Genomic DNA, 19,388 nt, shown 5'->3' with positions numbered 1-19,388 from the left:
GCGGTGCGGATTGGGTTCCTCTTCAACCACCACGGTGCGCACCAGGTCGCGCATGCGTTGCCGGTGGCGCTGGCGCTGCTGCGCGGCGGCACCAATGCGCGGGTCAGCATTCTGGTCTCCGAGGGCTGCGAGGGCGAGGTCCGCCGACTGGCCGCGGCGGTCCCCGGCGCCGCGCCCGACATCATCCGGCTGCGCCCGCCGTCGGCGCTCGCCCGCGTCGCCAATCGCGCCAGCGGCCGCGCGCTTCCCGCCGACATCATCTCGACGCTCCGCCGCAATCTCGACCGCTTCCGCACCTTCGACGCGCTCGTCGTCCCCGAAAAGACCTCGCTGCTGCTGAAATCGCTGTTCGGCCTCAAGTCGCTGAAGCTCGTCCACACGCGGCACGGCGCGGGCGACCGCGCGATCGGCTTTGACAAGGCGAGCGGGAAATTCGACCTCGTGCTGCTGTCGGGCGAGAAGATCCGCGACCGGCTGGCGCAGGCCGATCTTCTGAAAGCGGACGGCCACGCGATCGTCGGCTATCCCAAATTCGACATCGCGGCGCCCGCCCATCCGCGCCTCTTCGCCAAGGACCGGCCGACCGTCCTCTACAACCCGCACCCCTCGCCCGCGCTGTCGTCCTGGTATCGCATGGGGCCGGCGATCCTCGACTGGTTCGCCCGGAGCGACCAGTATAATCTCATCTTCGCGCCGCATGTGATGCTGTTCAGAAAGCGGGTCACCGCGTCGCTCTCTCCCTTCGCGCTCGGCTGGAACCTCGGGCCGCGCGCCGACCATTATGAGCATGACCATATGCTGATCGACACCGGCAGCGCCGCGAGCCTCGACATGACCTACACCGACGCCGCCGACATCTATCTCGGCGACGCGAGCAGCCAGGTCTATGAATTCATCCGCCGCCCGCGCCCCTGCTTCTTCCTCAACCCGCGCGGCCTTGCATGGCAGGGCGATCCCGACTTCGCCCACTGGCGCGCCGGCACGGTTCTGGACAGCATGGACGAGTTCGACGCGGCCTTCGCCGAGCCGCCGGGCCTCACGCCCGCGATGCGCGAGCGGCAGGAGGACATCTTCCGCTACAGCTTCGACCTGCAGGAGCGCCCCTCGTCCGAGCGGGCGGCCGAGGCGATCCTCGCCTTCATGGCCCGCCAATGACCGCCGCCGCCGCTTCGCGCGTTGCCGCTTTCCTGGGCTATGGCGTCGGAAAGACGCTGGCGAAGCTGCGGGCGAACCTGCTCGCGCGGCTGCCGCTGCGCCGCGAGACGGGGGCGGTGACGTCGCGCTATGGCGTGCGGATGCGCGCCAATTGGCAAGACCGCACCTTTCGCTATTGCTATTATGCGACCTATGGCCGCGCTTTGTCGGACTATCTCGCCGCGCAGGACCGCGCCTTCGTCTTCGTCGATATCGGCGCCAACCAGGGACTCTACAGCCTGCTCGCCGCGCAGAACCCGCGGTGCGCGGCGGCGATCGCCTTCGAACCCGTCGCCGCGACCTTTGCCCTGCTGCGCGACAATATCGCGCTCAACGGCCTGGAGGCGACGGTCCGGCCGGTCCATGCCGCCGTATCGCTCCAGTCGGGAAACGCGCGTATCGCCACCGACCGCGCGCACAGCGGAACCGCCAGCCTGCGCGGCGCGGCACCCGCCGACGGCGAGGATATCCGCATCCTCGGCATATCCGGAGTCGATACGCTGATCGACGGCACGCTGAACGGCGGTAAAGGGCCGCTGATCGTCAAGATCGACGTCGAAGGCCATGAGGAAGCGGTGATCGAGGCGCTGATGGCGTCGGCGCACCTCGGCCGCATCGCCGCGATCTTCTATGAGATCGACGAACGCTGGACCGATGCGGCGGCGATCGCGCGGCGCCTGGACAGCGCGGGTTTCGATCGCCTTACCCGCTTCGGCATCGGCCGCCATTATGACGTGCTGGCCGAACGTGGCGACTGGGGCCCGGCCCGCGAATAGAACCGGACCCGTCGTTCGCGGACGCGCTTACCAGGTCAGGCCGACCCGCGCGTAGAGATAACGGCCATTGAAGCCGAAAGGCGAATAATAGGGGTAGCCGACGACGCCGGTCGAGTTGAGTGCGGCGGGTGTCGCGTCGGGATAGACGTCGAACAGATTGTTCGCACCGAGCGCGAGCTGCGCGCCCTTGGTGGGCTGATAGCGCAGTTCGAGATCGGTGATCACATGCTTGCCGGTCAATATATCACCCGATCCGTCGGCGGCGGTCCCTGGCTGGTTGACCCCGCCATAATAGGTCGTGCGCAGCGTCGCGCCGAGCAGGTCGCCCGCCCAGTCGATCGCCCCGGTGATCTTCGTGCGCGGCGTGCCCTCCTCCAGCGTCAGGATGCGGTTGCGGCCGAGCAGCGTCGGCGCCGGATCGAGCGTCGAGGTCGAGGTCGGCACCCGCGTCACGTCGATGTCGTTGAAATTCGCCGCCAGCGTGAAGTCGAGCGTGCCGAGACTTTCGGTCCGTGCCTTGTAATTGGCGACGACGTCGATGCCCTTGGTCGTCGAGCGGACGCCATTGATGAAGAAGCGCGCCGCCTGGACTTCGAGCGGATCGAGGATCGCGTTGATCGGATCGCCCACAGCGCCGGTGCCGCGGATATTTTCCGACAGCGCGATCTGGTTGCGGAGCTTGATCTGATAGGCGTCGACGGTCAGGCTGAACGCTCCGCTGTGGACCACCCCGCCGAGCGAGAAGTTGGTCGATTTCTCGGGCTCGAGCGGCAGCCCGCCAAGCGCCACCGCAACGGCGTTGGTCGGCGGATAGTGACCGGTGAGCAGGACGTCGCCGCCGACCACCACCGAGGTGATCGAGGTATAATATTGCTGTTGCAGCGACGGCGCGCGGAAACCGGTCGAGGCGGTGCCGCGCAGCGCGAACCAGTCGGTCGCATCGAAGCGCGCCGACACCTTGCCGTTGGCGGTCGAGCCGAAGTCCGAATAATCCTCGACCCGGCCCGCGACCGCGACGAGGAAGCGCGACGTCAGTTCGGCCTCGATGTCGATATAAGCGCTGATGTTGCGGCGGTGCGCATCGACCGCATTGTCCGGGGAAAAGCCGGGGAAGCCCTGCGCGCCGCTGCCGGTATAGGAATTGAGTTCGCCCGCCGCGATCTTGTAACCCTCGCGCCGCCACTCGGCGCCGAAGGCCAGGTTCAGCGAGTGGAAGATATCGAATTTGCGCGACACGTCGAGGCCGCCGATCCACTGGTCATAGGTGACCGCGCCGTCGTAAAATTCGGTCGGCGAGCTGGCGCCCAGGCTGTAGTTCGCCGAATTGAGCGTGCGAAAGGCGATGCGGTTGCGGCCATAGCTGAGGTTCAGGTCGACATTCCATTCGCCGACATCGCCGCGCAGCCCGACCGCGCTCGTCAGGTTACGCGACTTGGTGTTGATCAGCGGCAGGAAGCCGTCGGGCCAGATGCCGCCGACGCCGTTCGCGGCGGCCGTGGTGGCGAGGCGCGGAAAGGCCGCGCTCTTGCTGTCGCGGTCCTGATAGCCGACCCAGCCATAGAGCTGCAAAGCCTCGGTGACATTGACCCCGGCGTTGGCGAAGACCGTCGCCTGCTCGACTTCGGGGTCGCCGAAGCGGCTGGTGACGCGGCTCGGGGTCACGCGCGGGTCGAAATCGCCGCGGCTCGTCGGCTTGCGGTCGACATATTCGCCCGAGATGGTGAGATAGCCGTCGTTGCCGAAGCCGATACCCTGCCAGCCCGACACGGTAAGGACAGGTTCGCCGGTGACGCTGCGATGGCCGCGCGCGGTGTCGATGTCGGTGGCATAGATGCCATAGGTCGCCGACACGCCGCCGCCTTCGCGGGCTTCGCGCAGCCGCAGGTTGATGACGCCCGCGATCGCGTCCGAACCATATTGCGCCGACGCGCCGTCACGCAGCACCTCGATGCGGTCGAGCGCCACGGTGGGGATGGTGTTGAGGTCGACCGCCGCCGAGCCGCGCCCGACGCTGCCGTTGACGTTGAGCAGCGCCGAGGTGTGGGCGCGGGTGCCGTTGATCAGCACCAGCGTCTGGTCGGGCGAAAGGCCGCGCAGCGTCGCGGGGCGGATCGCATCGGTGCCGTCGACCGCCGACGACCGCTTGAAGTCGATCGACGGCGCGACGGTCGCCAGCGCTTGCCCGACCTCGGTCGACCCCTGGCGGCGCAGCGTCTCGCCGCTCAGCACATCGACCGGCGCCGGCGAGTCGAGCCGCGACCGCCCGGCCGCGCGCGTACCGGTGACGATGATATCGTCGCCATTGCCCGCGGTATCGGCCGCGTCAGGCGCATCCTGCGCCTGCGCGGGAAAGGCGGCGATCGCCGCGAGAGCGATGGCGCTGGTCGCGAGGGTGCGGAAATGGATCATCATGAGTCCTCCTGTTTGCTATATGATCGGCCCCCGGCGACCGATCGGCTCGCCCGGGGTGCGCGCGGCCAAGCGCTTCGTTCCGTCAGTAACAGAGCATCGCGGCCGTACGCGAAGAAGATTTCCTATTGAAACGGAAGAAAATCTTCATTTTCCAACGAATCGCGGGTTTTCGAATGCGCGGCGCGCAGCCGGGCGCCGAAACAATATCGGGGCCGGAAGCGGGGCCGGACCGGGCGGCCGCCAGTTCCATTCTCCACAACGCAGCGACGACCGGACCGCGGCCCTGAACATCTCGTTGAAGAATGATGCGCGATGGCCCTATCCTGCGCGGACCGTTCAACAATCGGGAATCGACGCATGAACAAACTGGTGTCCGTCCTGCTCGCGGCGCTTGCCCTGCTGCCGCTACCCGCCGGTGCGAAGGAGCGGGCCGACCTGCTGATCCGCCACGCGACCATCGTCGATGTCGCGGGCGCGCGGCTGATCCCCGATCAGGCGGTCGCGACCAGGGGCGACGCGATCGTCGCGGTCGGCGGCGATGCCGACATCGCCAAGGCATGGACCGCCGGGCGCACGATCGACGGCGGCCAGCGCTTCCTCATCCCTGGTCTGTGGGACATGCACGTCCATTTCGGCGGCGGCCCGGCGCTGGTCGAGGAGAATAAGGCGCTGCTGCCGCTCTATATCGCGCACGGCATCACGACGGTGCGCGACGCCTCGGGCGATCTGCCGGACGAGGTGCTGGCATGGCGCGGCGAGATTGCGAGCGGCAGACTGTTCGGCCCGACGCTGCTGAGTTCAGGCCCCAAGATCGAAGGCATCAAGCCGGTCTGGAAGGGCACGATCGAAACGGGGTCAAAGGCCGATGTCGATGCGGCGGTGACGAAGCTCAAGGGCCTCGGCGTCGATTTCGTCAAGATCACCGACAGCACGATGAAGCCCGACCTGTTCCTCTATGCGATCGGCAAGGTCCGCGCCGCGGGCCTGCGCGTTTCGGGCCATATCCCGCTCGCGCTCACCGTCGATCAGGCGGTCGATGCCGGGATCAGTTCGATCGAGCATATCGGCTATGCCTATAAGGCGGGGGTGAAGGGCGAAGCGGCGATCGCCGCCGACTTCGCCGCCGGGCGCATCGACCGGGCCGAGGCCTATCGCCGGCTCGACGCGGGTTTCGACCCCGATACCGCGACTGCCGCCTATCGCAAGCTCGCCGCGAAGGGCGTGTACGTCACGCCGACGCTGAACGGCAGCCGCGTCATCGCCTATCTCGACCAGGACGATCACACGTCGGACGATTATCTCGGCCTGATCGGGCCGGGCCTGCGCGCGACCTATGCGTGGCGCGTCGAGCGCGCCGCCAAGGCCGACGCCGCCGCGATCGCCGCGCGCCACGCCGAATATGAGCATGAGGCGTCGGTGCTGCCGATGCTGCAGGCCGCCGGCGTCACGATCATGGCCGGCACCGACGCGGGCTTCCTCAATTCGTTCAACTACCCCGGCATCGCGCTGCACCAGGAACTCGCGATCTTCGTCGACAAGGGGCTGACCCCCGCACAGGCCCTCGCCACGGCAACCCGCGCCGGCCCGGCCTGGTTCGGCAAGCTCGATCATTATGGCGCGGTCGAGGCGGGCAAGACGGCCGACCTCGTGCTGCTCGACCGCAATCCGCTCGCCGACATCGGCGCGACGCGCGCGATCCGCGTGGTGGTGGTGCGCGGGACCGCCTATGACCGCGCGGCGCTCGACACGATGCTCGCCGACACGCGCGCCAAGGTCGCGGCGTGGAACGCCGAGGCATCCCGATCAGCGGGAAAGGTCGAATGACGGACGGACGGACCGAGCGACGTCAGTTGGACCAGCCCCGGTCGCGCGCGGCGCGTTCCGCGGCGGCGTCGAAGGGGTCGCCCGCCAGCATCGCCGCCACGTCGGTCGCCAGCGCGCCCGAGGAGGCCTGTCGATAGTCTCTTTTGACATTCCCGCGCAGCGCGCGTTCGAGCGCCCAGCGATCCCCGTCGCGGCATCCGATGCCGGAAAGCGCGGCCCCCTCGAAGCTGCGGCAATAGCGGCCCCGCTTATCTCGAAAACTCAGGCCGATCCGCACCTCGGCATCGGCGGACTGGTTCGAGGCGAGCTGCGTGTCGAGGGCCCGGGCAAGCGGACCCGAGGCGACCAGCGTGCCGTTCGCACTGGTCACGTCGGCCGCGGGCAGCCACGGCTTCAGGCCGATCGCCAGTCCCAGCGCCAGCGACGCCGCGATCGCGCCCCAATGGATCGGTGCAAAGCGAGCGGATTTCGCGTCGCGGCGGCCAGCAAGGCTGGTATCGACCTTGCTGTCGACGAGCAACATCCGGAGCCTGTCGGGAACCGCTTCTTGCAGGGCCGGCGCGAAATGCGCCGTCAGTTCTGCCTTCAGCGCGCGGTGCCGCGCGATCTCTGCCGCCAGCGCCGGATCGCTCTCGGCCTCGCGCTCGATCCGGCGCGCGGTCAGATCGTCGAGTTCGCCATCGACAAAGGCGGCGATGGTGGCGAGGTCGAAGCTCATGCCGCCTCTCCCAGCAAATGCATCAGCGTCTCCCGGCCGCGCGCCAGACGTGAGGTGACGGTGCCGATCGGCACCTCCAGAATCTCGGCCGCCTCGCGATAGGCATAGCCTTCGACCAGAACGAGCATCACCACCTCGCGCTGCTCGTCGGGAAGCCGGGCCATCGCGCCATCGACATCGCCGCGCAGCGCTCCCGCCTCGACCTCGGCGGCGCCGTCGCCCGCGACCTGCGTCGCGGCCTCGTCGATCGGCGTGTGAATGCCGCGCCGACCGGCCGCGCGGCGCTCGTCGATCCAGAGATTGCGGGTGATGCGGTACATCCAACTGTCCAGTCTCGTTCCATCTTGCCATTGTTCGCGCGATTTCAGGGCGCGTTCGATCGCCGCCTGGCACAGGTCGTCGGCGTCGCTGGCGCCCTGCGCCAGCCCGCGCGCGAAACGGCGCAGACGGGGCAGCAGCTCGACCAGTTCCTCTTCAAAGCGCATTGTCGCCTTTTCGATTGTCCGAGGAAGAAACGACAGCCTTCTATCGTTTCTTCCGCAACATGCTAAATTTTTCCGGGACGGCGCCCGCGGGCGATCCTTGCGAGAGGTGCGATGAGACTCTGGACTGCCCTGCTGACGACGCTTTGCCTCCTGCTCGCCGGGATCGGGCCACGCGCGGACGCGCAGCTTGCCTTGCCGCAAGTCCAGATCCCCGACGCCGCGCGCAGTTTGCCGCAATGGCCCGACCTGAATACCGAACCCTTGATTTCGGCGGTGGACAGACTGCCGCAGATTCGGCTCGACCGGATCACCGCGCTGTTGCGCGGCCATCGCGAAAGCATCGAACTCGACGAACGCGGTGAGCCCGCGGTGCGCGGCATCCTCGTCGCGAGCGGGATCGACGCGGCGATGATCGCGCGCGCGGGCGAGGCAGGCTTTGCCCTGCTCGACCGCGAATATATCGCGGGGCTCGACCTCGATATCGCGCGCTTTCACGTCCCGAAGGGGCGCAGCCTGACGCGCGCGCGCAAGCAACTGGCAAAGCTTCTCCCCGACGCCGGGATCGATGTCGACAATCTCTATTTCGCCAGCGGCCCGGGCGGGGCATTGCCGCAGGCCGCACTCGCGACGGCCACGGGCGGCGGCGCGGCAAAGCTCGGCCTGATCGACGGCGGCGTCGCCGCGCATCCATCGATCGCGGGGCGCGTGGAGCAGCGCGGCTTTGCGACGGGGGCGCCGTCGGCGAGCCGCCACGGGACGGCCATCGCCTCGCTGCTCGTCGGGAACGGACCGGTGCGGGGTGCCGCGCCCGGACGACGCCTGCTCGCCGCCGATGTCTATGGCACCGACCCTGCGGGCGGCAATGCGAGTGCGATCGCCCGCGCGCTGGGCTGGCTGGTGGAGAGCGGCGTCGCGGTGACGACGATCAGCCTCGTCGGCCCCGACAACAGGCTGCTTGCGGCTGCGGTGACGCGAGCGCGACAGCGCGGGATGCTGATCGTCGCGGCGGTCGGCAACGACGGCCCCGCCGCGCCGCCCGCCTATCCGGCATCCTATCCCGGTGTATTCGCGGTGACGGGGGTCGATGCGAAAGGCCGCGCGCTTCCCGAGGCGGGGCGTGCGCTCCACATCGACTTCGCGGCGCCTGGGGACGCGGTGCTGGCGGCAACCGGCGTGAATTCCGCCGACCGGCTGCGCGGCACCTCTTTCGCGGCGCCGCTCGTCGCGGGCCGGCTTGCGCTTCACTATCCCGCGCCCTCGATCGAAGCCATCGGCCCCGCCGTCGCCGCCCTCGTCATGGAGGCGCTCGATCTCGGCAAAAAGGGTCGCGACAAAGTCTATGGTCACGGCCTGATCTGCGGCGCGTGCGGCGGGCGCTGACGCCGGTCGAATTTTTTCGGAAGAAAATCGAACGCCCCGTCGTTCTCTCCCCAGGCCCACCCCCTCGGGGCCGCAACCTCAGGAGCAGGACGATGACACATCGCATTTTCATTTCGGCCCTCGCGCTCGCCGCATCGGCCATGGCCTTTTCGGCGCCCGCCGCGGCGCAGTTGCTCGGTGGCGGCGGCGGTCTTGCCGGCGGTCTCGGCGGCACGTTGGGCGGCACGCTCGGCAACCCGACCGGTCCGATCGGCGGCACCCTCGGCAGCACGGGCGACCTGACCGGCTCGGGCCACGGCGAGGCGAATGTCGATCGCCGCTCGGGCCGGGTGCACGGCAAGGGCAGCGCGAACGGCAAGGGCTCGGCGAATGGCAATGGCGACCTGCTCGGCGACGCCGTCGGCGGAAACGCCAACGGCTCGGGCGGCGCTTCGGGCAACGGCAGCCTCGACGCGCAGGCGGTCGGCACCGACGTCGTCGATCAGACCGCGCGCGGTGCGGTCGGCGCCGTGCAGGGCTCTGCCTCGACCGCCACCGGCACTGCGCGCGGTGCGGTCGGAAATCTCGGCGATCAGGCGGGCAGCGCGGCCTCGGGTCTCTCGGGCACCACGCATGGCGCCGGTTCGGCCACCGGCAGCTTCCAGGGCGCCCTCGGCCAGCTCGCCGCCGCCGGCAGCGGCGCGGCAAGCGGCAGCGGCATGTTCGCGGTCGCACCCGGCATGGCGGTTACCGACGCACGCGGCAAGGTGATCGGCCATGTGCAGAATCTGCGCCAGACCGGCCGCGGCGTCGTCCAAGCCGTCACGGTCGAAGTCGGAAACCGCGTCGCGACGCTTCCCGCCGCCAGCTTCGCGGGGTCGGGCGACGTGCTCGTCACCGGGATGACCAAGGGGCAGCTCAAGGATGCGGCCGCGCAGCAGGATGAGGCAAGCCGGCCGGCAACCGGACCCACATCGCAGACGACGCAGCGAAGCGGCCGCATCGAACGCAACGATAACCGCAACGACTAAGGCCAGGATCCAACCAGCAAGACAATCCAGGGCGGTTTACGACCGCCCTGGATTGCTGCGTCCGACGCGCAGCGACGATTTCAACGAAGCAATCGCCGTTCCAAAAGACGGAGGGCGCGGGCGTGTAGGAGGTCCATCCGACCAAGCGGTTTTTCAACTCGGCTTGGACGAACGGGGTCGGGCAACGGGCTGCCCCGCGATCACCCGTTGCGCGAACAGGCGCGAATCGATGGAGGCGCCCCGAAAAATCCGCGCCGAAATGCCAAGGCTCGCTATAGGGACAGGAGCGTTGCCCGCAATCGAGGAAAAAGACCATGGCTTTCAAGACACGTATCACCGAGATGTTCGATATCGAGACCCCGATCGTCATGGGCGGGATGACCGGCGTGGGCTATGGCGAACTCGTTGCCGCGGTCGCCAATGCGGGCGCGCTGGGTTTCATCACCGCGCACATGTATCCCACCGGCCAGGCGCTGTTCGACGAGATCGAGGCAACGCGAAAGCTTACCGACAAGCCCTTCGGCGTCAATCTGACGCTGCTGCCGTCGATCAATCCCATCCCCTATGACGATTATCGCGAAGCGATCATCGCGAGCGGGATCAAGATCGTCGAGACCGCGGGCCGCGCCCCGACCGACCATCTGCCGCGCTTCAAGGAAGAGGGGGTCAAGGTCATCCACAAATGCACCTCGGTCCGTCACTCGGTGTCGGCGGTGCGAAAGGGCGTCGACGTGATCAGCATCGACGGCTTCGAATGCGCCGGACATCCGGGCGAGGACGATGTCGGGCTCGTCGTGCTGCTGCCCGCGACGGTCGACGCGCTCCCCGACACGCCGATCATCGCCTCGGGCGGGATGGCCGACGGGCGCAGCCTGGTCGCCGCGCTCGCGCTCGGCGCCGACGCGGTCAACATGGGCACGCGCTTTTGCGCGACGGTCGAGGCAAGGATACACGCCAATGTGAAGCAGCGCATCGTCGAGGCGAACGAACTCGACACCGTGCTCGTCGGCCGGTCGCTGCGCAACACCGCGCGCGTCGCGAGGAACGCGGTGTCGGTCGAGGTCGCCGAAATTCAGCGCGATCCGACCAAGACCTTCGACGACGTCAAGCATTTGATGGCGGGCGTGCGCGGGCGCGAGAATGTGCTGGCGGGCGGCGATGTCGATGGCGGCATCTGGACCAGCGGCCAAAGCCAGGCGCTGATCCACGATATTCCGACCTGTACCGACCTTGTCGCCAACATCATGCGCCAGGCGGCATCCGCCCGCGAGCGCCTGGCCGCCTGCGGCCGCGAATAGGATAGCCGCCCCGCTCCGCCCCGGATCGAAGCTGAAGGTCCGTATATTTCCTTCGGAAGCATCCCGAACCCGCGAGCGGGTGCCCTCTGGACCGGGATGCGGCAGCAGGGAGCATGCCACCCACAAAAGGTCGTAAATCCCGAAATTTATTGGAAAGCCATGGATGCCCCGCGAGGATTCGAACCTCGATAGACGGAATCAGAATCCGTAGTCTTACCATTAGACGACGGGGCAGGAGCGGGGGCCAATAAGCGGCGGATTAGCGCGGGTCAAGGGGGTCTGACTGTGACGCTGTGACGACTCGGGGGAAAGGTGCCGAAAAAACAGCCCGCTTGCTCTGGCGCATTTCGCCGCTAGCATCGCGCCATGATAAAAGGGGCCGCGTCCCGGCGCAGGCGCCCGTTCATGGAGGTGGACTGATGCGTCATGTCGCGATCGTCGGGTCGGGTCCGGCGGGATATTATACCGCCGAAGCGCTGCAAAAGGCGGACGATATCGCGATCGACGTTATCGACCGGCTCCCCGTCCCCTATGGCCTGATCCGCACCGGCGTTGCCCCCGACCACCAGTCGATCAAGGCGGTGTCGCGCCGGTACGAGGGCGTCGCACTGACCGACAATGTCCGCTTCGTCGGCCATGTCTCGGTCGGCGGCGACGTCAGCATCGACGAACTCACCGGCCTTTACGACGCGGTCATCCTCGCAACCGGCGCGCCGCACGACCGGCCGCTCACCATCCCCGGCGCCGACCTGCCGGGGGTGATCGGCAGCGCCGCCTTCGTCGGCTGGTACAACGGCCACCCCGATTTCGCGGGCCTCGACCCGCTGCTCGACGCACCGGGCGTGGTGGTGATCGGCAACGGCAATGTCGCGCTCGACGTCGCGCGCATCCTCGCCAAGGCCCCGGCCGAATTCGCGGGCAGCGACATCGTCGCCCATGCCCGCGATGCGCTGGCGGCAAGCGCGGTGCGCGAGGTCCACATCCTCGGTCGCCGCGGCCCGCACCAGATCGCGATGACGCCCAAGGAGCTTGGCGAACTCGGCCATCTCGAGCGCGCCGCTCCCCGCGTCGATCCCGCCGACCTGCCGCCCGAAGGCGACGATGCGATGCTCGAACCCGGCATGCGCAAGTCGGTGACGCACCTCCGCGGTTTCGCGGCCAACCCCGTCGCCAAACCGGTGACGATCGATTTCGATTTCTTCGCCATGCCCGTCGCGATCGAGGGGGATGGCCGCGTCCAGCGGGTCATCGTCGAACGCACGACGCTCGACGCAGACCTGCGCAGCCACGGCACCGGCGAGACCTATGCGATCGAGGCGGGGCTGGTCGTGAGCTGCATCGGCTATCAGACTCCGCCGATCCCCGGCGTGCCTTATGAACATGGCCGCGGCCGCTTCGCGAGCGACGAGGGGCGCATCCTGCCCGGCCTTTATGCCGTCGGCTGGGCGCGGCGCGGGCCGTCGGGGACGATCGGCACCAACAAGCCCGATGGCGCGCGAATCGCCGAAATGGTGCTCGACGACATCGGCCGCGGCGCCGCCAGGATGGGGCGATCGGGACTCGACGCGCTGCTCGCGAGCCGCGGCGTCGCGCCGGTCACCTTTCGCGACTGGCGCCGGATCGAGGCGGCCGAGGTCGCCGCGGCGATCGATGGCAATCCGCGCGAGAAATTCACCAGCATCGAGGCGATGCTCGCCGCGATCGGGCGGTGAAAACGCGCGCCGCCGGGTTTGGGCGCACCGCGCTGCGCTGGCTGCTCACGCTCGCTTATGGCTATGCGGGCTATCGCCACCTCACGACCCCGGCGCCGTTCCTCGCGATCACCCCGTCGTGGGTGCCGCAGCCCGCTTTCGTCGTCGCCGCGACCGGAGTCGCCGAACTGGCGGGCGCGCTCGGGCTGATGATCCCGCGCCTGCGCCAGGCCGCGGGATGGGGCCTCGCGCTCTACGCGCTGTGCGTCTGGCCCGCCAATTTCCACCACGCCTTCGCGCATGTGGCGATCGGCGGCGAAACGCTGGGCTGGTGGTATCACGGCCCGCGCCTCGCCGCGCAGCCGCTGATCATCTGGTGGGCGCTGTGGGCCAGCGGCGCAGTGGATTGGCCGTTTGCGAGAAAACCGGGATAGGGCGGATTACTCCGCCACCGGCGTTTCGACCGGCGGCTGGCCCTTCTGGCTCGCGGCATAGGCCTCGACCGCTTTCAGCACCCGCAGCATGTTGCCGCTGGCGATCTTTTCGAGATCGGCCTGCGAATAGCCGCGTTTCGCCAGTTCGGTGAAGAGCGCGGGATAGCCCGACACATCCTCCATGCCGACGGGCGCCGAATCCATCCCGTCATAATCGCCGCCGAGCCCGACATGATCGACGCCGATCATCGTGCGGATATGGTCGATATGGTCGGCCACCTTCGCGACAGTCGTCGTCGGCACCGGATGGCCCGCGTCCCACGCCTTGAGCCCCGCGTCGGCCGCGGCGGGATCGCCCGGATACATCGCCTTCAGCCGCGCCTGCTCGGCGGTGCGCGCGAGGCCCTGGGCGCGGACGTCGGCGTCGAGGAAGCTCGGCAGCAGCACGACCATGATGATCCCGCCGTTCGCCTTGACGAGCGGCAGCACGCTGTCGGGGACGTTGCGCGGGTGCGGATTGATCGCGCGCACGCCCGAATGGCTGAACATCACCGGCGCCTTCGACGCGGCGAGCGCATCCTTCATCGTCGCCTCGCTCGTATGGCTCAAATCGACGATCATCCCGATCCGGTTCATCTCGCGCACCACCTGAAGCCCGAAATCGGTGAGCCCATCATGCGCCGGCGCGTCGGTCGCGCTGTCGGCCCAGGCGATGTTCCGGCTGTGCGTCAGCGTCATGTAGCGCGCGCCGAGGTCGTACATCTGGCGCAGCACGGCGAGCGATCCGCCGATCGAATGGCCGCCCTCCATACCGATCATCCCGGCGATCTTCCCTGCCTTCATCGCCTTTTCAAGCTCGGCGCTGTTCGTCGCGAGCGCCAGATCGTTCGGATAGCGCGCCACGAGCCGCTTGGTCACATCGATCTGCTCGAGCGTCTGCTGCACCGTCTTTGCCTCGTCGGGATCGGCGGGGACGAAGACCGACCAGAATTGCGCGCCGACATGGCCCTTGCGCAGCCGCTGAATGTCGGTGTGCATCGCGATCGTCGGCGGGGTCGCATCGGGCCGCGCGGTGTCGGTCGTGTCGCGGAAATCGAAATCGTTGATCATGTTATGCACGCGCTCGCGCAGCGCCCACGGCACGTCATTGTGCCCGTCGAACACCGGCGCCTTTTTCAGCGCGGCTGCGGCGACGGCCTCGGGCGATTGCTGCGCGGCAGCAGGGACGGAGATGAGGGCGAAAGCGGCCAGGCCGGCGAGCAGGATCGATTTTGTCATGGCGTGCGACCTTAAGCGACAGAACGCGGAAATCGAGCGCAAATTTCCAGCGTAGTCCGCTTGACGTTCACGTCACCCCGGCCCAGCATCGCGGCATGACCGCTTTCGACGACTGGCGCGCGCGTTCGCCTTATTATGACGACACTCACGAAGCGCTCGCGCAAAGCGTCCGCCGCTTCGTCGCGCGCGAGGTCGCGCCCCACATCGACCGCTGGGAAGCCGAGGGCGAACTGCCGAGGAGCCTGCACAAGAAGGCCGCCGAGGCCGGCATCCTCGGGCTGCGCTATCCCGAGCAATATGGCGGGCACAGCGCCGGCTTCGACAATTTCCACAGCCTCGTCGTGACCGAGGAACTCGCCGCGGTCGGTGCGGGCGGGCTCGGCGCCTCGCTGATGACGCACGGTATCGGCCTGCCGCCGATCCTTGCCCTGGGCTCCGACGAACTCAAACAGCGCGTCGCGCCGCCGGTGCTGGCGGGCGAGAAGATCATCGCGCTCGGCATCACCGAGGCGGGCGGCGGCAGCGACGTCGCCAATCTGAAAACTACCGCCGTGAAGGATGGCGATTCCTACCTCGTCAACGGTGGCAAGATGTTCATCACCAGCGGCATGCGCGCCGACTGGCTGACTTGCGCCGTGCGCACCGGCGAGGCGGGCGCGGCGGGCATCTCGCTGCTGCTGATCGCGATGGACGCGCCGGGCGTCGAGCGCACCCGGCTCGACAAGATGGGCTGGCGATGCAGCGACACCGCCGCAATTCACTTCGGCGACGTCCGCGTCCCCGCCGCAAACCTGATCGGCCCCGAAAACGGCGGCTTCATCGGCATCATGCGCAACTTCAACAGCGAGCGGCTCGGCATGGCGATGGGCTGCTGCGCCTATGCCCGCGTCGCGATGGCCGAAGCGGCCGAATGGGCGCAGAACCGCGAAACCTTCGGCAAGCCGCTTGTCGGCCACCAGTCGATCCGCATCAAGCTCGCCGACATGGAGCGCCAGATCGAGGCGACGCAGGCCTGGGTCGACCTCGCCGCGTGGCAGGTTAAGGAAAACAAGGCACGCCCCGCCGATTTCGCGATGCTCAAGGTCCAGGCGACCCGTATGCTCGAATCCGTGGCCCGCGAAGCGGCGCAAATCCTTGGCGGCGCGTCCTATATCACCGGCAGCAAGGTCGAACGCATCTACCGCGAAGTCCGCGTCAACGCGATCGGCGGGGGCAGCGAGGAAATCATGCTCGACCTGGCGGGGCGGCAATTGTTCGGAGGACGAAAATGAACGAAATCGCACGAAGCTGGCCCGCCGAGGCCGAAACGCTGCTCGACGACCTCGTCGACCTGCGCCGCGCGATCCACCGCGAACCCGAATTGGGCCTGCAAAACCCCAAGACACTCGCGAAGATCAAGGAGGCGCTCGCGGGGCTGCCGCTCGAATTTCGCGAAGGGCCATCGACCACCGGCCTGATCGCGATCCTGCGCGGGCCCGCGAACGGGCGCACCGTGTTGCTGCGCGGTGACATGGACGCGCTGCCGCTGGTCGAGGATACCGGGCTCGCCTTCACCTCCGAAACCAGCGGCGCGATGCACGCCTGCGGCCACGACACCCATGTCGCGATGCTCGTCGGCGCGGCGAAGCTGCTCTGTGCGGCGCGCGACCGGCTGGCGGGGACCGTGCTGTTCATGTTCCAGCCGGGCGAGGAAGGCCACCACGGCGCGCGCTTCATGCTCGACGACGGACTGATCGACCCGCTCCCCGACGCCGCCTTCGCGCTCCACATCATGCCCAATGCGCCGCACGGGGTCTTTGCGGGGCGCGCTGGGCCGCTGCTCGCCTCGTCCGACGTGCTGTCGATCATCGTCAAGGGCGCGGGCGGCCACGCCTCGATGCCGCAGGATTCGATCGACCCGATCCCGGTCGCCTGCGAAATCGTCTCCGCGATCCAGACGATGGTGACGCGCCGCATCTCGGTGTTCGACCCCGCGGTCGTCACCATCGCAAAGATCGCGGCGGGGACGACGAACAATATCATTCCCGAGACCGCCGAAATGCTCGGCACGATCCGCACCCTGTCGCCTGAACGCCGCGCGATGGTCGCGCGCGAGCTCAAGCGCCTCGCCCCCGCGATCGCCGAAGCGCATGGCTGCACCGCCGAGGTGACGGTCGAGGAAGGCTTTCCGGTCACGATCTGCGACGCGCGCGCGGTCGCCTTTGGCCAGACGGTCGTCGAAGCGACCTTCGGCGAGGAAGCGTGGCTGACGATGGGCAACCCCGTGATGGGCGCCGAGGATTTCTCCTACGTCCTCGAAAAAGTCCCCGGCGCGATGTTCTGGCTCGGCGCAAGCGAGCAAGGCAGCGACTGGCGCGCCTGCTGCGGCCTCCACTCGAACCATATGGTGCTCGACGAAAAGGTCATGGCAAGGGGCGCGGCGCTGCACGCGGCGCTGGCCGAAAAATTCCTGGAAGGAGGGTTCGACGCATGATCAACATTCTCAGCGCCATCATCTCGGGCCTGATCATCGGCGCGCTCGCGCGATTCTTCTATCCCGGCGCCGTCGACATGGGATGGATCGCGACGATCCTGCTTGGCGTCGGCGGGTCGTTGCTCGCGGGTCTCGTCACCTCGCGCGGGCAGCGCGAGTTCCACGGTGCGGGCTGCCTCGCCTCGGTGATCGGCGCGATCGTTCTGATTCTGGTCGGCAGGTTGCTGGGTATCGGGGGATAAGGAAGAAAGAAATTATCTCACACAAAGACACAAAGGCACGAAGAAGGATCCGATGCGTTCGGAAACGGAGAAACTGGCGACCATTGCTGTTGACTGCGGCTTCCAACTGCACCGCGATTTGGGGCCAGGGCTGCTCGAATCTGTTTATGAGGCCATCCTGACGGATCAATTGACCCGAAGGGGGCTGTTCGTCGAACGTCAGCGTCCGATTCCAATACATTATGATGGGATTGAGCTCGCCGAAGGGTTCCGCGCGGATTTGCTGTTGAATGGGAAGCTGCTGATCGAGCTCAAATCTGTCGAACGGCTTTCGCCGCTCCATAGTAAACAGGTGCTGACCTATCTTCGCCTACTTGATTTGCCGCTCGGCCTGCTGATGAATTTCGGCGGCGCCACGTTCAAGGAAGGCGTGTGCCGTATCGCCAACGGCAATTTATTACGCTGATCTTCTTCGTGCCTTTGTGTCTTTGTATCTTTGTGTGAGATAATTTCTTCTTTACGGCACCAGCACCGTATCGACCGCTTGCGGCAGTAACCCCGAATAATCGAGCGTATAGTGAAGCCCGCGGCTTTCCTTGCGGTGGAGCGCGCTCTTCACGATCAGGTCGGCGCATTGCAGCAGGTTGCGCAACTCGATCAGGTCGGTGGTCACGCGGAAATGGCCGTAATAATCCTCGACCTCGTGCACCAGCATGTTGATCCGATGCTGCGCGCGCTCCAGCCGCTTGGTGGTGCGGACGATGCCGACATAGTTCCACATGAAGCGGCGAATCTCGGTCCAGTTCTGCTTGATCACCACCTCTTCGTCGGAGTCGGTGACGCGGCTTTCGTCCCACGGGCGGATCGCGGGCGGTGCGCCCAGTTCGTCCCAATGCGCGATGACATGCTTCGCCGCCGCCTCGCCGAAGACAAAACATTCGAGCAGGCTGTTCGACGCGAGGCGGTTCGCGCCGTGCAGCCCGCTTTCGGTCACCTCGCCCGCCGCATAAAGGCCGGGGAGGTCGGTGCGCCCGTCGAGATCAATCAGCACCCCGCCGCAGGTATAATGCTGCGCGGGGACCACCGGGATCGGCCCCTTCGTCATATCGATGCCGAGCGTCAGCAGTTTTTCGTGGATGTTGGGGAAATGCCCGGCGACGAAATCGGGATCCTGGTCGCTGATGTCGAGGTGGACATAGTCGAGCCCCGAACGCTTGATCTGGTCGTCGTTGGCGCGCGCGACGATATCACGCGGCGCCAGCTCGGCGCGCGGGTCGTAATCGGGCATGTAGCGGTGCCCGGTGACCGGATGCTTCAATATGCCTCCCTCGCCGCGCACCGCCTCGGTGATCAGGAAATTCTTGACCTCCAGATTATAGAGGCAGGTCGGGTGGAACTGCATCATCTCCATGTTCGAGACGCGGCAGCCCGCGCGCCACGCCATCGCGATGCCGTCGCCGGTCGCCCCGCGCGGCGCGGTCGAAAATTGATAGACACGCCCCGCCCCGCCGCTCGCGAGGATCGTCGCGCGGCCGACATGCGCGTGGACCTCGCCGCTTCTCTCATCGAGCGCATAGACGCCCCAGACGCGCCCCGAGCCCGAATAGCGCGCTTCATGCCGGCCGGTGATGAGGTCGATGCACGTCTGGCCCGGCAGCAGGGTGATGTTCGGATGCGCCTCGGCGGTCTTGAGCAGCGCCGCCTGCACCGCCCAGCCGGTCGCATCGTCGACATGGACGATGCGGCGGTGCGAATGGCCGCCCTCGCGCGTCAGATGGAGCGCGCCTTTCTCCTTGTTGAAGGACACCCCCATTTCGATCAGCCGCTCGATCGCGTGCGGGGCGTTCTCGATCACGAATTCGACCGTCTCGCGCCGGTTGAGCCCCGCGCCCGCGACCATCGTGTCCTCGATATGATTTTCGAACGTGTCGCCCGCATCGAGCACCGCCGCGATCCCGCCCTGCGCCCACGCAGTCGATCCGCCGGTGAGCTCGCCTTTTGCGAGGACGAGCACGCGGCAATGATCGGCGAGCGCGATGGCGGCGGTGAGGCCGGCGGCGCCAGAGCCGACGATGATGACGTCGTGGGAGAGGTTTTCAGCCATTAGATTTCCGTTCGTGTCGAGCGAAGTCGAGACACCCCGCGACCTTGCACCACGCCGATGGGCATCTCGACTTCGCTCGACACGAACGGA

17 protein-coding genes and 1 tRNA gene are annotated in these 19,388 nt (G+C 67.4%); 12 read left to right on the top strand and 6 right to left on the bottom strand.

Features of this window, described 5'->3' with window-relative positions; translation table 11 throughout:
- Positions 1-3: 3 nt before the first annotated feature.
- Entirely contained in the window at positions 4-1,155 is a 1,152-nt protein-coding gene (locus tag CVO77_RS13555) for a hypothetical protein (protein WP_192878826.1), read from the top strand.
- Complete coding sequence (locus CVO77_RS13550) at positions 1,152-1,970, top strand: FkbM family methyltransferase (protein ID WP_105999486.1); 819 nt, start codon at positions 1,152-1,154, stop codon at positions 1,968-1,970. The genes CVO77_RS13555 and CVO77_RS13550 overlap by 4 nt, the downstream gene beginning before the upstream one ends.
- A 27-nt stretch (positions 1,971-1,997) precedes the next feature.
- Here the strand turns inward: CVO77_RS13550 and CVO77_RS13545 are convergent, their stop codons facing one another.
- A complete protein-coding gene (locus CVO77_RS13545; protein WP_106000833.1) occupies positions 1,998-4,379 on the bottom strand; it encodes a TonB-dependent receptor plug domain-containing protein in 2,382 nt (793 codons plus the stop codon).
- Between the two features lie 360 nt (positions 4,380-4,739).
- On the opposite strand from CVO77_RS13545, the gene CVO77_RS13540 reads away from it, so the two are divergent.
- Positions 4,740-6,206, top strand: coding sequence for an amidohydrolase family protein (locus CVO77_RS13540; RefSeq protein WP_105999485.1), 1,467 nt, complete (start codon positions 4,740-4,742; stop codon positions 6,204-6,206).
- A gap of 22 nt (positions 6,207-6,228) precedes the next feature.
- Here CVO77_RS13540 and CVO77_RS13535 read toward each other — a convergent pair whose 3' ends face one another.
- On the bottom strand, positions 6,229-6,924 hold the full coding sequence (locus tag CVO77_RS13535; protein WP_105999484.1) for an anti-sigma factor family protein: 696 nt from the start codon (positions 6,922-6,924) through the stop codon (positions 6,229-6,231).
- Positions 6,921-7,409, bottom strand: coding sequence for an RNA polymerase sigma factor (locus tag CVO77_RS13530; protein ID WP_105999483.1), 489 nt, complete (start codon positions 7,407-7,409; stop codon positions 6,921-6,923). The genes CVO77_RS13535 and CVO77_RS13530 overlap by 4 nt, the downstream gene beginning before the upstream one ends.
- A 111-nt stretch (positions 7,410-7,520) precedes the next feature.
- On the opposite strand from CVO77_RS13530, the gene CVO77_RS13525 reads away from it, so the two are divergent.
- The 3 genes from CVO77_RS13525 to CVO77_RS13515 all read left to right on the top strand — a co-directional run bounded on the left by CVO77_RS13525 (position 7,521) and on the right by CVO77_RS13515 (position 11,097).
- Entirely contained in the window at positions 7,521-8,789 is a 1,269-nt protein-coding gene (locus tag CVO77_RS13525; protein ID WP_105999482.1) for a S8 family serine peptidase, read from the top strand.
- Between the two features lie 92 nt (positions 8,790-8,881).
- On the top strand, positions 8,882-9,799 hold the full coding sequence (locus tag CVO77_RS13520) for a hypothetical protein (protein ID WP_105999481.1): 918 nt from the start codon (positions 8,882-8,884) through the stop codon (positions 9,797-9,799).
- A gap of 314 nt (positions 9,800-10,113) precedes the next feature.
- Positions 10,114-11,097: an NAD(P)H-dependent flavin oxidoreductase gene (locus CVO77_RS13515; protein WP_105999480.1), complete on the top strand. Its 984-nt coding sequence runs from the start codon at positions 10,114-10,116 to the stop codon at positions 11,095-11,097.
- A 160-nt stretch (positions 11,098-11,257) separates the two neighbouring features.
- Here CVO77_RS13515 and CVO77_RS13510 read toward each other — a convergent pair.
- Positions 11,258-11,331, bottom strand: a tRNA-Gln gene (locus tag CVO77_RS13510).
- Between the two features lie 185 nt (positions 11,332-11,516).
- Here CVO77_RS13510 and CVO77_RS13505 point away from each other — a divergent pair.
- A complete protein-coding gene (locus CVO77_RS13505) occupies positions 11,517-12,809 on the top strand; it encodes an FAD-dependent oxidoreductase (protein ID WP_106000832.1) in 1,293 nt (430 codons plus the stop codon).
- Positions 12,806-13,222, top strand: coding sequence for a DoxX family protein (locus CVO77_RS13500; protein WP_338061521.1), 417 nt, complete (start codon positions 12,806-12,808; stop codon positions 13,220-13,222). The genes CVO77_RS13505 and CVO77_RS13500 overlap by 4 nt, the downstream gene beginning before the upstream one ends.
- Before the next feature lie 6 nt (positions 13,223-13,228).
- Here the strand turns inward: CVO77_RS13500 and CVO77_RS13495 are convergent, their stop codons facing one another.
- On the bottom strand, positions 13,229-14,500 hold the full coding sequence (locus CVO77_RS13495; protein WP_105999479.1) for a dipeptidase: 1,272 nt from the start codon (positions 14,498-14,500) through the stop codon (positions 13,229-13,231).
- Between the two features lie 95 nt (positions 14,501-14,595).
- Here CVO77_RS13495 and CVO77_RS13490 point away from each other — a divergent pair, with 95 nt between their 5' ends.
- The 4 genes from CVO77_RS13490 to CVO77_RS13475 are packed head-to-tail and all read left to right on the top strand — an operon-like array spanning position 14,596 to position 17,660.
- A complete protein-coding gene (locus CVO77_RS13490) occupies positions 14,596-15,771 on the top strand; it encodes an acyl-CoA dehydrogenase family protein (protein ID WP_105999478.1) in 1,176 nt (391 codons plus the stop codon).
- Positions 15,768-16,973, top strand: a complete 1,206-nt coding sequence (locus CVO77_RS13485; RefSeq protein ID WP_105999477.1) for a M20 metallopeptidase family protein — start codon at positions 15,768-15,770, stop codon at positions 16,971-16,973. The genes CVO77_RS13490 and CVO77_RS13485 overlap by 4 nt, the downstream gene beginning before the upstream one ends.
- Positions 16,970-17,215: a GlsB/YeaQ/YmgE family stress response membrane protein gene (locus CVO77_RS13480; protein ID WP_105999476.1), complete on the top strand. Its 246-nt coding sequence runs from the start codon at positions 16,970-16,972 to the stop codon at positions 17,213-17,215. The genes CVO77_RS13485 and CVO77_RS13480 overlap by 4 nt, the downstream gene beginning before the upstream one ends.
- A gap of 52 nt (positions 17,216-17,267) precedes the next feature.
- Complete coding sequence (locus CVO77_RS13475) at positions 17,268-17,660, top strand: GxxExxY protein (RefSeq protein WP_105999475.1); 393 nt, start codon at positions 17,268-17,270, stop codon at positions 17,658-17,660.
- Between the two features lie 51 nt (positions 17,661-17,711).
- On the opposite strand, the gene nadB is transcribed toward CVO77_RS13475, so the two are convergent.
- Entirely contained in the window at positions 17,712-19,298 is a 1,587-nt protein-coding gene (gene nadB / locus CVO77_RS13470) for an L-aspartate oxidase (RefSeq protein ID WP_105999474.1), read from the bottom strand.
- Positions 19,299-19,388 lie beyond the last annotated feature (90 nt).

Origin of the sequence: Sphingopyxis lindanitolerans (assembly GCF_002993885.1) — a bacterium.
GTDB lineage: Bacteria > Pseudomonadota > Alphaproteobacteria > Sphingomonadales > Sphingomonadaceae > Sphingopyxis > Sphingopyxis lindanitolerans.
This window is presented reverse-complemented; position numbering and strand designations above follow the sequence as displayed.

Excerpts from the sequence above, each read along its gene's own strand:
- CVO77_RS13540 (WP_105999485.1), top strand. The coding sequence starts at position 4,740 with ATGAACAAACTGGTGTCCGTCCTGCTCGCGGCGCTTGCCCTGCTGCCG.
- CVO77_RS13525 (WP_105999482.1), top strand. The coding sequence starts at position 7,521 with ATGAGACTCTGGACTGCCCTGCTGACGACGCTTTGCCTCCTGCTCGCC.
- CVO77_RS13475 (WP_105999475.1), top strand. The coding sequence starts at position 17,268 with ATGCGTTCGGAAACGGAGAAACTGGCGACCATTGCTGTTGACTGCGGC.
- CVO77_RS13490 (WP_105999478.1), top strand. The coding sequence starts at position 14,596 with ATGACCGCTTTCGACGACTGGCGCGCGCGTTCGCCTTATTATGACGAC.
- CVO77_RS13530 (WP_105999483.1), bottom strand. The coding sequence starts at position 7,409 with ATGCGCTTTGAAGAGGAACTGGTCGAGCTGCTGCCCCGTCTGCGCCGT.
- CVO77_RS13545 (WP_106000833.1), bottom strand. The coding sequence starts at position 4,379 with ATGATCCATTTCCGCACCCTCGCGACCAGCGCCATCGCTCTCGCGGCG.
- CVO77_RS13520 (WP_105999481.1), top strand. The coding sequence starts at position 8,882 with ATGACACATCGCATTTTCATTTCGGCCCTCGCGCTCGCCGCATCGGCC.
- CVO77_RS13480 (WP_105999476.1), top strand. The coding sequence starts at position 16,970 with ATGATCAACATTCTCAGCGCCATCATCTCGGGCCTGATCATCGGCGCG.
- CVO77_RS13505 (WP_106000832.1), top strand. The coding sequence starts at position 11,517 with ATGCGTCATGTCGCGATCGTCGGGTCGGGTCCGGCGGGATATTATACC.
- nadB (WP_105999474.1), bottom strand. The coding sequence starts at position 19,298 with ATGGCTGAAAACCTCTCCCACGACGTCATCATCGTCGGCTCTGGCGCC.
- CVO77_RS13495 (WP_105999479.1), bottom strand. The coding sequence starts at position 14,500 with ATGACAAAATCGATCCTGCTCGCCGGCCTGGCCGCTTTCGCCCTCATC.
- CVO77_RS13485 (WP_105999477.1), top strand. The coding sequence starts at position 15,768 with ATGAACGAAATCGCACGAAGCTGGCCCGCCGAGGCCGAAACGCTGCTC.
- CVO77_RS13550 (WP_105999486.1), top strand. The coding sequence starts at position 1,152 with ATGACCGCCGCCGCCGCTTCGCGCGTTGCCGCTTTCCTGGGCTATGGC.
- CVO77_RS13535 (WP_105999484.1), bottom strand. The coding sequence starts at position 6,924 with ATGAGCTTCGACCTCGCCACCATCGCCGCCTTTGTCGATGGCGAACTC.
- CVO77_RS13515 (WP_105999480.1), top strand. The coding sequence starts at position 10,114 with ATGGCTTTCAAGACACGTATCACCGAGATGTTCGATATCGAGACCCCG.